This is a genomic window from Salegentibacter maritimus (assembly GCF_016236975.1).
Lineage (GTDB): Bacteria > Bacteroidota > Bacteroidia > Flavobacteriales > Flavobacteriaceae > Salegentibacter > Salegentibacter maritimus.
This window is the reverse complement of the sequence record NZ_JAEHNY010000001.1, coordinates 175,186-188,705: the sequence shown is the minus strand read 5'-3', so window position 1 is coordinate 188,705 and position 13,520 is coordinate 175,186. Positions and strand designations below refer to the sequence as shown.

The following is a 13,520-nucleotide window of genomic DNA, read 5'->3' as shown; positions in this document are numbered from 1 at the left end:
GATTAAAGTCTATCGACTATTCTTGTGCAGTCTGTAGTTGGTAGTCTGTAGTCGTTAGTTGTTAGAAAAAAACTACCGTCTAAAGACTATTGTCTACCAACTATTGTCTACCGTCTATATCGAATACGAATGCAAAAAAATAAGGAGATGGAAAATAAGCCTGTATTTAAGTTTGAAGATTTAATGGTTTATCAAAAGGCTTTGGATTTTGTAGATTTAGCTTATGAGGTATCCAAAAGTTTTCCTAAATCAGAATTATACAACCTGACTTCTCAATTTAAGCGAGCGGCGGTATCTATCCCTTTGAATATTGCTGAGGGATCTGGAGATACAAATGCGCAATTTAATAGGTTTCTTGAAATCGCAAGAGGCTCAGTAAAAGAATACGTTGTTTGTTCTACGATTGCAAAGAGACAGGGCTTTATTAATCATGAAAAGGATTTAGATAATCGAATAAAACTAGCCGAGCTTTCAAAAATGATTTCCAGCTTGAAAAAGTATTTGAAGAAGTAAATGGTTGTTAGTCTGTAGTCGATAGTCTGTAGTCGTTAGAATAAAAAAGTCCCCCTACTACGTGGAAACTACCGTCTCCCGCCTAAAGACTAAAGTCTCCCGACTATGTAGAAACTCCCGTCTAAAAACTCCCGTCTACCGTCTACCGGCTAAAAAAACTCCCGACTCCCAACTAATCTCCCATTAACAAAGCGGTGTTAATCCACTGCCAAATATGAAAACTGCTTTGGTTGTCTCCCGCCTGGTAATTTTTCCATTCTTTTTCTATTTCTTTAAAATTGAACCAATTTGAGGCTCTCGAGTATCTAAGCTTCTCTAAATTATCATCGGTAAAGGTTTTTAACTCTTTAGCCAGCCATTCTCTTTGTGGAGTTTGCAAAGGCCTTTTAGGGGCATAGCTTAAATTTTTTGGAGCAATTTCTTCAAGTATTTTTCTAATTAGAAATTTTTGAATCCCATTAAAAATTTTATGTGTTTCAGGCTGCGAAAAAGCAAATTCTACCAGTCTGTAATCCAGGAAAGGTTCCCTTAATTCGGTGCTATAAGCCATAGAAATGCGGTCATTGAACCTTAAGGCACGCGGAATTTTAGTATAAAAGAGATCCCTGTATTGCAGGTTTTGCAGGTTGTTATTAAATGGTTTCGGATATACCGGTTTTTTAGCTAATTTTTGAAATTCTGGATTCAGCACCTGCAATTTAAAAGGACTCGTTTTTCCCAATCCCTGTATAATATTAATGTTGTTAGAATTTTGATAATAGTCGTAGCCCGCCCATTGCTCGTCCATTCCCTGCCCGTCTAATAGCACTTTTATACCCTCTTTCTTTGCAGCTTCAAATAAGGCTGCATAGGCTAAAGTGGGTATGCCGGCATAAGGCTCATCCTGGATATCACTAAGAAATCGCGCTTTTTCTATAACATTGATAGGCTGTATTTTTACTTTTTTGAGGGGGTTTTGAGTAGTTTTAATCATTTTCTCAACCCAGGCTAATTCATCATAATTCTTATGGCCGGTATAAAAAGTATAAGCTCTAATTTTATTATTTTCCTGGCTCTTGTTGACCAAAGCCAATAATAGCGAGCTATCCACTCCGCCACTAATATTAAAACCTACGGGCACATCGGCTCTAAACCTTAGGGAAATACTATCCTTTAAAATTTCAGTATAAGATTGCTTTGCCTCTTTAAATGATAAAGTGCCGGAATAAGCTTTAAGTCGATTTTTAAAGTTGTACCACTTTTCAAGCTTTAAATTTCCATCCTGAAATTCCAAAAAATATCCTCCCGGCAGTTGCTGTATAGCCTGATAAAAAGTATCTCCGGGCATTCCGTAAGAACCATAAGCAAAATAATTGGCCCATACTCTTTCATTGGGGTCACTATGCTTTAAAATGCTGTTTAGGGCTTTAATCTCACTGCTGAAATAGAACTCATTATCGTTTTTTACATAAAAAAATGGTTTTACTCCAAACCTATCGCGGGCGGCAAAAAGTCTTTTTTCAAGACTATCCCAAATAGCAAAAGAAAACATGCCATTTAGCCTATTGAGACAGAATTTTCCCCAAACGCTATACGCAGCCAGTAGAACTTCAGTGTCAGAGTTTGTTTTGAAATTATAATGCCCTTTTAGCTGCTGTTTTAACTCGATGTAATTATAGATCTCTCCATTGAATGTAAGGTGATAACGTCCCGAATTATCGGTAAAAGGCTGATTGGCTTCTGCAGAAAGATCTATGATGGAAAGTCGGTTATGGCCAAGCCTGCAAAAACCTGGATCTGTATATTCTCCTGTATGGTCAGGGCCACGATGCTTCTGAAGTTTCACCATTTCCTGAAGATCTTCGATGTTATGTTTTGCTGAAATTATTCCTGCGATCCCGCACATTGCTTTTATGTATTTTGATATTTTTTGAGGTCTAATTTCGTCAGCCTCTCCTTCAACTTTTATTACCCAAAATCTCTTCCGCTCTTTTCCAATCTTCTTGTGTGTCAATATTTATATAAGGGTATGCGCTTGTATTTACAAAGCCAATGTTTTTTCCGAAAAGAGAGTTTTTGTTTAAAAGAACAGTGGTTTTAGTTAGGTAAACGGCTCCATCTCTGTGATAGGCTTTTGGTAAATCCTGCCTGCGACTTATAATTTCTTTTTCCCCGGTAGCTATACGAAGAGCTCCCTGGTTTTCTTCAAACACCCAATGCGGATTATACGCTTTGGGTACTTCTCTCACTGAAATCAACGAATCAAATCCCCCATCTTTAAATTTTTGAATGGCCTCATCTATAAGTCCGGTTTTTCTAAAAGGCGTTGTTGGTTGTAATAAACAAATCGCATCAAATTTTATTCCCTGATCCAGGTAGTAATTTAGGGCGTGCATGGCAACCTCTATACTGGAACTGGAATCCTGTGCCAGGCTAGCGGGACGTTTAAATGGAACTTCCAGGTCAAGTTGAGTTGCAAGCTGAATAATTTCTTCAGAATCTGAGCTTAGGATTAGCTTATTTAGAAGTTTAGCTTGTTTTGCTGCTTCATAGGTGTATTGCAATAATGGTTTTCCGCCCAGGATTTTACTGTTTTTACCCGGAATACCTTTACTGCCTCCACGGGCGGGAATAAGGCCTAAAATATTCATAATAAAGCAGGTTTTTTTAAGTTAATAGGTAATAGTTTTAGCATAGGTAAGCTCAGAAGTGGCTAATATCTCAGCGATCTTCTTTCCTGAATCTCCATTCCCATAGATATTTGAAGTTTTAAAATGATGGGTGCCAATCGCTTTTTCGGTTGCTTTTAAAATTTCATTTAAATCATAATTCACATCCATTACATTTTTTGTGCGCAAACGTCTAAATTGCCTGTTACCAATATTCACCACAGGAACACCCAAATAGGCACATTCCCTTAAGCCTACACTGGAATTTCCAATTAAAGCTTTTGAATTCTTTAAAAGTCTTAGAAAGTCTTTTGGTTGCATATTCTTAAAAAAATGGATGTTTTTAGGTTTTTCAAGTTCTCTAAAAGCTCTAATTCCATTAGAAGTACCATCAGATCCTGCATCTACATTAGGCCAAAACCAAAAAGCAGGCATATCTAATTTTTTAACGGCTTTTAAAGTTTCGGTTATATGTGCTTTGGCTTGCTGATATTCGGTAGTAACCGGGTGTTGCATAACCACTATATAAGCGTTCTTCCAGTTTAATGCAGAACCTACGCCTCCATATTTTTCAATAGGATCAAAATCCAGTTGGGGACTTTCCAATATTTCTTTAGCCAAATCTATAGAGGGGCAGCCGGTGTTGATCACTTTCTCAGGGTTTTCTCCCAACTTTATAACTCTTTTTCGTGCATCTTCTGAAGCTACCAGGTGAAGATCGGCCAGTTTTGTATTGGCATGTCTTACTTTTTCATCGATGCTTCCGGTAACCTCCCCGCCCTGTATATGTACCAATGGAATATTTTGATAAGCGGCAGCGATAGAAGTTGCAATGGTTTCAAATCTATCGGCAATGCTCAGTACGGCATCGGGTTTTAGGTTATAAAAAACATTGGTAAGTTCCATAACCCCAAGCCCGGTAGTTTTAGCCATGGTAGTGGGATTTTCACCTTCCAGTACCATAAATACTTTTGCAGAGATCTCAAAACCATCTTTTTCAATAAAATCTATGGCATTTCCGTAGCGATCTAATAAAGCCGAACCTGCAATTACCAATTGAAGCTCTAATTTTGGATGCTCTTTTATGGCCGTAAGAGCAGTTTTTATCCTGCTATATGAAGGCCGGGCGGTAACAACAACGCATATTTTTCTTTTGGGCATTTTCGGTTGTTAGTTATGAATTATCGGTTAATTTCCTGAAGCCTTCCATTTGGCTGAAAGGCTGGTATCGCTAAATTAGCAAATCTCTTTCGAAATGGCTTTTATTGTTTTTTGTTTTTATCCCGGGATTTTTGAAAGTAAAACTACGAGGCCACGAATGCACGAATTGATCCAGTCTTTAGTTTGTAGTCATTAGTCGTTAGAATTATAAAATCTATCGCCTGAAGGCTAAAGTCTAAAAACTAAAGCCTACCGACTAACGTCTAGAGACTAAAGTCTAAAAACTAAAGTCTAACAACTAAACGAGCGTGATAATCTTTTACTGAAATTTTTAAATGTGAAAAATAAAACTACCGACTAAACGGACGTGATAATTTTTTTGAACAGATTACTTCAGTCATTCTTCCATCGAAATGATATGGATGAATTTCCGCCACAAATACACGAATTGATTCAGTCATTAGTTTGTAGTCATTAGTCGTTAGAATTATAAAATCTATCGCCTGAAAGCTAAAGTCTAACAACTAAAGCCTACCGACTAACGTCTAGAGACTAAAGTCTAAAAACTAAAGTCTAACAACTAAACGAGCGTGATATTCTTTTACTGAAATTTTTAAATGTGAAAAATAAAACTACCGACTAGAGCCTACCGACTACCGACTAGAGACTAGAGTCTACAGCCTACAGGCTAAAGTCTAAAGACCAACAACTCCCCACTAAACATATTTTCGATATATTTGAAGTTTCGGTCCCGGAATTACTACTTAAAATTTACAGTTTTATATTTTGAAAAATCACCAACAAACTTCTTTCCAGGGAAAAGAAATTCCGTTATTCTATTGGAGTGAGATCAAATTTATTTTTAGGGATAAAGAGAATTATGGAGATTTACTATCAAAATACCTGGTAGAAAAAATTAGTGGTAAACCAGTAAAATTTGTTCAGCCTAAGAAACAGCCGTGGTATAAACGGAATAAAACAAATTTTCTGGCGGCAGGAAGCATTTTACATCATGCCGATACACATAGTATTGTTTGGGGCAGCGGAATTATAGATCATGAACAGGAAATTGCAAAAGCCGATTTCAGGGCTGTTCGGGGGCCACAAACCAGGAATTTTTTACTGAAACTCGGTTATAAGTGTCCCCAAATATACGGCGATCCGGCACTTTTGCTGCCTAAATATTATAATGCAGAGGTTAAAAAAGAGCATAAAATTGGGATTGTTCCACATTACCACGATTATAAAAAAGCTTTGGAGCTCTTTCAAAATAATTCGGCCATAAAAGTAATAGACTTGCTTACTTTAGATGTAGAGGAAACAACCAGGGAGATAGTAAGCTGTGAAAATATTATTTCTTCTTCTTTGCACGGGCTTATCGTGGCGCATGCGTATAAAATCCCGGCGCTTTGGGTAGAATTTTCAGATAAAATCTTCGGTAATGGCATAAAATACCGGGATTATTTTGAATCTGTAAAGATTCCGTATTATAAAGCCGACTTTATAAAAACTGGAAAATCGGTTGAAGAATTACTGAAATTAATGCAGGATAAACCGCTGTTACCGGAAGATAAAAAGCTGGAAGAAATACAGGAAGGTTTACTGGGTAGTTGTCCTTTTATTTAAGTTAATGTGCAGACTTATCACGAAAAATATTCGTAATAAAACAGGAACAAAGTCTAAGCTTGAGAAGCCCAAAACTCACAGTTCACAAAATTTTAAATCAATTTCTTACGATCTATGAAAAAAGGGTCAGACTATAAAAAGTCTAACCTCTGTTGTTTTAACTTTACACACTTTCGAGATAGTGTCTTTTAAAAAATGGACTTTTAAAAGCTGAAACAATACTTCCAAAAATCATAAATAAACCCCTTACCCGACGTCAGTTAAAATTTATCAAAAACCGAACTCTTTCGATATTTAAAGTGGATTATTCGTTTGGGGATGTTGCAATTCAAGCTCTATCAGTTCCTACTTTTGGATCTCTTTTGGTATGTAAAACAGCATGAACAAATACAATATTGTTTTCTATTGTATAATAAATTCCAAACGGAAATTTTTCAGTGAAACAAACCCTAATACTATTGTATCTCTTTTGGTAATGTTTGGGATTTTCCTTTAGTATTTCCATAGATTTACTAATTTCCTTTAAAAAAAGTTCGGTAAGATGAGTAGCATGAGAGTAGAACCATTTAACAGTTTCAGATATGTCCTGTTCTGCTAATGGTTTTACAATAATTTTATAGCTCATATTCTTTTTTCAAAGCATTCTGTATTTCTTCCCAACTCTTTCCCTCTTTTGGATTTTCCTGATGATATTTTAAACGCTTGTCAAGAACTTCTCTATAAGGTTTAGGCAATAATTCACCTTCATCAGCTTCTATAATAGCATTAATTATCATCAACATACGATCATCAGCACGTTCAATATATTTTCGGATCCGGTCTTTAATCTCTAATGTATCCATCTTATTGCTTTATTTCAAAAGTACAAAAATTGTTTTTGCTTTTCGTTTTTTATTTGTTCTTTATATTCTCAATATCAGTAAGTTAATTGGTTTTTGATGGTTCTGTATAAAAACATGGACATATTTGAATCTTATTTCCGGATAAGAATTTCAAAAAATTAAACCTTTATTTTCACTGCCCGGCTGAACAGTTCCGAATTAACGAATTTCCAATCAGTCAATTACCGATTTATAAAATCTAATATTCTCCTCCACAATCACCTTTGTAGAAAACTTCTCCATAACCCGCTGTCTAGCTGCTTTGCCCGTTTTCCCTGCCAGTTCATTATTGTTAAGCAATACAAGGACTTTGTCGGCATAATTAGCGTGGTTTTTAGGATTTACAGTGAATCCAGTTTTACCATCTATCATAACCTCTTTCGCCCAGCCGATATCTGAAGTGACTACAGCTTTTTCCATAGCCATGGCCTCCAGCCAGGTCATTGGGAGGGCCTCGGCAAAACTAGGTAGGGTGATCACTGCAGATCGCGCTATTTCAAGCTTTACTTGCTCATAAGACAGGCTTCCTTTCCAAACCACTTTGTCCCGACTTTCATTAGTCAGGATTTCTTCAAACAGCTCTTTTGTAGGTTTTCCCGTTTTTATATCCCTAACATCTTTTCCTACCATAACTAAACGGGCGTTGGGATTGTTTTTATGAACTAAATTAAAAATATGAGCGAGTTCCAATACTCCTTTCTTTCTGATAATACTACCAAAATACAGAAGGTTGCCGGGTGCAGCTTCCTTGATGTTGGGCTTAAAAGTATTGGTGTCTATAGAATTCGGGATAATTTTAATGTTTTTTTTAAGCTTAAAAAGCTCTCGGGTTTTATCAGCTGTAAACCTGCTCACAGAAAGTAGGTGATCGGCATTTCTTAAGGCTAGTTTTTCGAACCAGAAATTTTTTTTCTTTTGGGGCCGTCCTTCAAGTTTACAGAAATAGGAATCGCTGCCGTGCATTCTTAATACTAATGGACAAGTGAGTTTTATAAAAGCTGTAATCCCAGTCCAGTCAGGAGCTTCAATGGCATCGATTTTTTCTTCCCGAATAAGTTTGTTGAGGTAAGATTCTAAATATTTCCGGTAACGGTACCATCCTAAAAAATCGTAATTCCTTTGTTTAACAAAATGAAATTTAATGCCCGCTTCTTCAAATACTTCATTTGTCTCCTGCCCGTACACGATAAGACTAATACGAAGTTGTTTTTTAACCAATTCTTCCGCCAGGTTTTTTATACTGGTGCCCAATCCGCCCGATGGGCTTGATTTCGGGTGCGGGTATTCTGGTGTAAGGAAGGCGATGTGCATATTTAGTTTTGAGTTATCGGTTCTCAGTTTTCAGTGTGTTTTGATCCAGAATAATCTCTAATTTTCTCCAAATCCTTTCCGAAGCTTTATCTGCCGGAAAAGTATTTATTTTTTTATACCATTCAAGGGCTTTTTCAATTTTCTGCATTGGATTTTTTAAAGCTTTTTCCAGTTTTTCCGGGATTTCTTCTTTTGAATTTAACCAAAATACTTCTTTGCCTGTGGGCATAGACCTGAAGTGCACAAAATCATAGACCTTTTTATGGCTCCAGGAAGCCTTTGTTTTGGCTTTTACCTCATAATTAAGGTACAAACAAGGCTTTTTGAAAATAGCAAAATCAAAAACCATAGAAGAACCTAAATTTACTACCAGTTCTGAGTGCAAAATTGTATTTATTTGAAGTTTAAGATCTTCCTTTTTGGGCAATACAGAATTCCAATTATCCCCGGTTTTTTTCCAAATGGGGGCTATGGATGTAATGATTTCTCTATGTTTTTCTAAAACTCCATCGTAGCGGTTTGAAAAATCTACAGGACAGCGTCTAAATATGATTTCTAAGTTATGGCCTTTTGCATTTAATAGCTTTATAGCATATGCCAGGTCATTTAAATATGCCGGATCATCTGGTGAGGTGGTAATATCGTCGCCACTAAAACAGATATACTTTTTTGTATAATCGAGTCCATATTCTTTAAAAAAATCTTCCCGGCTTTGTCTCAAATCGCCGTTATAATGAGGCTCAAACTGTGGGGTTCCGGTTATATGTACTTGCGGTTCCTTTATCTGCGGGTAATATTTTAATAATTCAGCCTTCATATATTCGCTCCAAACAAAATAATAATCGGTTTCCACTACCATAGTGGCTTTTGGTAAATTGTCCCAGGAAAAAATAAAAGTAGAAGTAGGGATTTTAAGGTCCTGGGCGACGGTAAGTGGAGCGATAGCATTAACCGGCCGCTGATTGGTGCAAAATACCAGGTCTGGCTTTTCCTCCTGCAGTATTTCTTTACACTTTTGGTAGTAAGCTCCTTTACGTTCGGAAGATTTCATCTTAATTCTTAGCCTCTGTAGTCCCTTTTCATCTTTATGCGTGGCTACTAATCCCTGAACTATTCCGGTTTTTATTTTTGCTATAAGATTCTGGTGGGAATTTGCGAACTTATAGGTTTGATAGACCGGGTCTTTGAATTTTCGACTAAAATAATTGAGTTCAGCCTCAATTTTTGCTCTTTTTAGCAGGTCGGTTTTTGCATTTGCCCTGCCCTCCAGTTTTATCTCTTTATACCCCAGTTTTTCTAAATTAAAAGGAGTATGATTCCAAAAAATCACTTCCCAACCCATTTGCTCTCCGATTTTCACAAAGGAGGTAAAAGCAAAATTTCGCAGGCCAACCCCATCGGGTAGGAGAATTAATATTTTCTTTTTTGAATTCAGGGTAGTTGATGCTTAGCTTGGATTCAAATATAGGATTTTTTGTAAAGGAGTGTTTTAGAATCCAAAAAATGATAAAACTATAATTATACAGAACATCTACCTTATTTTGTTTCAGAATAAGTGCTCTTCTCTTTTGGGGAATATCTAATAATAATCTAAACTTTTATATCTTGGTCTCTTAAAGAATTTGATGAAAAAAGCATTAATAACAGGTATTACCGGCCAGGACGGAGCTTACCTCGCCGAATTGTTGCTGGAAAAAGGCTATGAAGTTCACGGTATAAAGAGAAGGTCTTCCCTCTTTAATACCGAGCGTATAGACCATCTATATCAGGATCCGCACGAGAAAAACATTAAGTTTAAACTACATTTTGGAGATCTAAGTGACTCCATGAATCTTACTCGAATAATCCAGGAAGTACAACCCGATGAGATTTACAACCTGGGAGCGATGTCTCATGTTAAGGTAAGTTTTGACACTCCCGAGTATACCGCAAATGTAGATGGGACGGGAACTTTACGACTTTTAGAAGCGGTACGGCTTTTAGGGTTCAGTGAAAAAACCCGTATTTATCAGGCTTCAACCTCAGAATTGTATGGTAAAGTGGCGGAAACACCGCAAGATGAGAAAACGGCGTTTTATCCGCGTAGCCCTTATGGGGTGGCCAAACTTTATGCCTATTGGATTACAGTGAATTACCGGGAAGCCTATAACATTTTTGCCTGTAATGGAATTCTTTTTAACCACGAATCTCCACGAAGAGGAGAAACTTTTGTTACCCGAAAAATTACCAGGGCTGTGGCCCGAATGGCACTGGGACTTCAGGATTGCTTGTACCTCGGAAATTTAGATGCCGAAAGAGATTGGGGCCACGCAAGGGATTATGTGCAGGCCATGTGGCTGATGTTGCAACAGGATGAACCCGATGATTATGTACTGGCAACGGGAATCACCACCAGTGTAAGGGAGTTTGCAAAAATGGCTTTTGCAGAAGCCGGTATTGAAATAGGCTTTTCAGGAAAAGGTACAGAAGAAGTTGGAAAAGTTATTGTATGTGAAAACCCTGATTTTCAATTGGAAATAGGCAAAACATTAATAAGAATTGACCCCGATTATCATAGGCCTACAGAGGTAGATTTATTATGTGGGAATGCCGAAAAAGCTAAAACTAAATTGGGTTGGAAACCGGAATATGATATTAAAATGCTAGTGAAAGAAATGGTACTTGCCGATCTTGAGTTTTTTAAAAAGGAAAAACTTCTTGATGCTAATGGATTTAAGGGATTAAATTACCACGAATGATGCAGAAAGATTCAAAAATTTATATTGCCGGGCACCGTGGAATGGTAGGTTCGGCTTTGGTGCGAAAACTTGAGGCAGAAGGTTTTAAAAATCTATTGTTTGCCAGGCGTAAGGACCTGGACCTTACACAACAACAAAGCGTAGCCGAATTCTTTGAAAGGGAAAAACCGGAATATGTTTTTCTTGCTGCTGCCAGGGTAGGTGGTATTGTTGCCAATCAAAATCATCCTGCAGGTTTTATGTATGAGAACCTGATGATTCAGAATAATATAATCCATCAGAGCTATCTTTCGGGAGTGAAAAAATTATTGTTTTTAGGTTCTTCCTGCATTTATCCAAAGCATGCACCGCAACCCATTAAGGAAGAATATTTGTTGACCGGGGCTTTAGAGCCTACCAATGAGGCATATGCCCTGGCGAAAATAGCGGGTCTAAAACTATGTGAGGCTTATACTAAAGAGTATGGCTGTGATTTTATTTCGGTGATGCCTACAAATTTATATGGTCCCGGAGATAATTATGATCCTGAAAACTCGCACGTTCTACCTGCATTACTTCGTAAGTTTCATGAAGCTAAAATAAAAAGTGAGAGAACAGGTAGTAATGAACCTGTTCAATTATGGGGTAGCGGTACACCCAAACGGGAATTTTTGCATGTAGATGACCTTGCTGAAGCCTGCTTTTTTTTAATGCAGCGAGCGTCTGTTAAAACTGCTCTGAATATAGGAACCGGGAAGGATATTAGTATTTTAGAACTTGCCGAGCTCATTAAAAAACTTACGGGTTATAAAGGGAAGATTGTACATGATCTTAGCAAGCCCGACGGTACCCCCAGAAAGCTTCTTGATGTATCTGAAATTAATAAGTTGGGTTGGGAAGCTAAAATTACGCTTCAAAAAGGGATTGAGCAGGTTTATAAAGATACGTTTTTGTAGTTTTTAAAAAAGCCGGCTTCGACTTTCTGAATAATCGTCCTCCCGTTCGTTTATTCAGGCTCAGCCTGCCATTCCTGGTTTGTAAAAAAAGCTAATTATTAAAACGGGTTGTCACACTGAGCCGATGGCTTTGGGGTCGAAAGCGAAGTGTTTGGTAGTTGGTCGCTAGAGTTTAAAGTTTAAAAAATCCGGCTTCGACTTTCTGAATAATCGTCCTCCCGTTCGTTTATTCAGGCTCAGCCTGCCATTCCTGGTTTGTGAAAAAAGCTAATTATTAAAACGATTTGTCACACTGAGCCGACGACTTTGGAGTCGAAAGTCGAAATGTTTGGTAGTTGGTCGCTAGATTTTAAAGTTAAAAATCCGGCTTCGACTTTCTGAATAATCGTCCTCCCGTTCGTTTATTCAGGCTCAGCCTGCCACTCCTGGTTTTTAAAAAAGCTAATTATTAAAACGGGTTGTCACACTGAGCCGACGACGCAGGAGTCGGAAGTCGAAGTGCCAAAGATAATTTTTTTTGAAAACAATTTTATAATGAAATAGATTCAGCATATTTTTCAATAAATGCCCTAACACTAAAATTTTTCTTAATTTCACCACAAATTTCTTCAAGCTTTGCAACAACCGGAAGACGATTGGCTCTACGAGATAAGCCCCAAACGTAAGATTATAGACCTGAACTTTAAAGAGATTTGGGCGTATAGGGACTTGTTGATCCTTTTTGTAAAGCGCGATATAGTCACTGTTTATAAACAAACCATCCTGGGGCCGTTGTGGTATTTTATTCAACCCCTATTTACCTCGATAATCTTTACCCTGGTATTTAATAATATTGCCAATATCCCTACCGGTAATGTTCCACCTTTTTTGTTTAACCTTGCCGGAATAACAGCCTGGAATTATTTTAATCAAAGCCTTACACAAACCTCTGGTACCTTTAGGTCTAATGCCGGGATTTTTGGAAAGGTTTATTTCCCCAGGGTGATTATGCCTTTAAAAACGGTGATTGCCGGATTGTTTAAATTCGGCATCCAGTTAAGTATTTTTGTGGTCTTTTATGGGTATTTTTTATTGAAAGGTTATAATTTACAACCGAATATAAATTTGCTTCTCCTGCCGGTTTATGTATTAATGATGGCATTATTGGGACTGGGAGCAGGAATGATAATCTCTTCGTTTACTACAAAATATCGCGATCTTAGCGTGCTGGTGGGCTTCGCAACTTCTTTACTGATGTATATCTCGGCCGTACCATACCCTTTAAGCGAGGTGTCAGAAAAAATACCGGAGTTGGCCTGGTTGGTGAATTATAACCCCCTGGCACAAATTATTGAAGGCTTTAGGTATATGCTCCTGGATACAGGGATGTTTAGTTGGAGCGGATTTTTCTATACCCTTGGATTTTCTGTACTACTTTTTTTAATCGGACTTATTGTTTTTAACAGAACTGAAAAGAATTTTATCGATACGGTCTAAAAACACAGTTTCCGGCAGGCAGTTTTTTAGTATGCAGTAAGCAGCCTCAGTTGGCAGTGGCAGTATGTAGCGATTTAAAGCTTTGGTCGCTGTGCTGGAGGAAGATAGATGCAATCTCCCTGATAAAGTAACGAACAGATCAGTTTGGAATTGAACAATCAAAATAAACAACTCTAAAAAAGGCAAGCATATTCAGGCAAGGTCAAACCGACAACTGATAACTGATAACCC

General features: G+C 37.5%; 12 protein-coding genes. 5 read left to right on the top strand and 7 right to left on the bottom strand.

What is annotated here, in order from left to right; all coding sequences use genetic code 11:
• The first annotated feature begins 147 nt into the window (after positions 1 to 147).
• Positions 148 to 513, top strand: coding sequence for a four helix bundle protein (locus tag I6U50_RS00870; protein WP_198637521.1), 366 nt, complete (start codon positions 148 to 150; stop codon positions 511 to 513).
• A 172-nt stretch (positions 514 to 685) separates the two neighbouring features.
• On the opposite strand, the gene asnB is transcribed toward I6U50_RS00870, so the two are convergent.
• From asnB to neuC, 3 genes are read right to left on the bottom strand one after another with little or no spacing between them, the layout of a single operon-like run.
• Positions 686 to 2,506, bottom strand: coding sequence for an asparagine synthase (glutamine-hydrolyzing) (gene asnB, locus I6U50_RS00865; RefSeq protein WP_232805844.1), 1,821 nt, complete (start codon positions 2,504 to 2,506; stop codon positions 686 to 688).
• A complete protein-coding gene (locus tag I6U50_RS00860) occupies positions 2,451 to 3,143 on the bottom strand; it encodes an acylneuraminate cytidylyltransferase family protein (RefSeq protein ID WP_193710445.1) in 693 nt (230 codons plus the stop codon). Before I6U50_RS00860 ends, asnB begins: the two co-directional genes overlap by 56 nt.
• 21 nt (positions 3,144 to 3,164) lie before the next feature.
• A complete protein-coding gene (gene neuC, locus I6U50_RS00855) occupies positions 3,165 to 4,322 on the bottom strand; it encodes a UDP-N-acetylglucosamine 2-epimerase (RefSeq protein WP_193710446.1) in 1,158 nt (385 codons plus the stop codon).
• Between the two features lie 786 nt (positions 4,323 to 5,108).
• Between neuC and I6U50_RS00850 the strand changes: the two genes are divergently transcribed.
• On the top strand, positions 5,109 to 5,948 hold the full coding sequence (locus I6U50_RS00850; protein ID WP_198637520.1) for a polysaccharide pyruvyl transferase family protein: 840 nt from the start codon (positions 5,109 to 5,111) through the stop codon (positions 5,946 to 5,948).
• Positions 5,949 to 6,276: 328 nt separating this feature from the next.
• Here I6U50_RS00850 and I6U50_RS00845 read toward each other — a convergent pair whose 3' ends face one another.
• The 4 genes from I6U50_RS00845 to I6U50_RS00830 all read right to left on the bottom strand — a co-directional run bounded on the left by I6U50_RS00845 (position 6,277) and on the right by I6U50_RS00830 (position 9,482).
• Entirely contained in the window at positions 6,277 to 6,573 is a 297-nt protein-coding gene (locus tag I6U50_RS00845) for a type II toxin-antitoxin system RelE/ParE family toxin (protein ID WP_198637519.1), read from the bottom strand.
• Complete coding sequence (locus tag I6U50_RS00840; protein WP_198637518.1) at positions 6,563 to 6,790, bottom strand: addiction module family protein; 228 nt, start codon at positions 6,788 to 6,790, stop codon at positions 6,563 to 6,565. Before I6U50_RS00840 ends, I6U50_RS00845 begins: the two co-directional genes overlap by 11 nt.
• Positions 6,791 to 7,003: 213 nt before the next feature.
• Positions 7,004 to 8,140 carry a glycosyltransferase family 4 protein gene (locus I6U50_RS00835; RefSeq protein WP_198637517.1) on the bottom strand — a complete coding sequence of 379 codons (1,137 nt, stop codon included), beginning with the start codon at positions 8,138 to 8,140 and terminating at the stop codon, positions 7,004 to 7,006.
• Between the two features lie 13 nt (positions 8,141 to 8,153).
• Complete coding sequence (locus tag I6U50_RS00830) at positions 8,154 to 9,482, bottom strand: CDP-glycerol glycerophosphotransferase family protein (RefSeq protein WP_198637516.1); 1,329 nt, start codon at positions 9,480 to 9,482, stop codon at positions 8,154 to 8,156.
• 283 nt (positions 9,483 to 9,765) lie between these two features.
• Between I6U50_RS00830 and gmd the strand changes: the two genes are divergently transcribed.
• The 3 genes from gmd (at position 9,766) to I6U50_RS00815 (ending at position 13,289) form a co-directional block, all read left to right on the top strand.
• Complete coding sequence (gene gmd / locus I6U50_RS00825; protein ID WP_198637515.1) at positions 9,766 to 10,878, top strand: GDP-mannose 4,6-dehydratase; 1,113 nt, start codon at positions 9,766 to 9,768, stop codon at positions 10,876 to 10,878.
• The gene (locus I6U50_RS00820) at positions 10,878 to 11,813 is read left to right on the top strand and encodes a GDP-L-fucose synthase family protein (protein ID WP_198637656.1); all 936 of its coding nucleotides are present in this window, start codon (positions 10,878 to 10,880) and stop codon (positions 11,811 to 11,813) included. The genes gmd and I6U50_RS00820 overlap by 1 nt, the downstream gene beginning before the upstream one ends.
• A gap of 615 nt (positions 11,814 to 12,428) precedes the next feature.
• On the top strand, positions 12,429 to 13,289 hold the full coding sequence (locus tag I6U50_RS00815; protein ID WP_198637514.1) for an ABC transporter permease: 861 nt from the start codon (positions 12,429 to 12,431) through the stop codon (positions 13,287 to 13,289).
• Positions 13,290 to 13,520 lie beyond the last annotated feature (231 nt).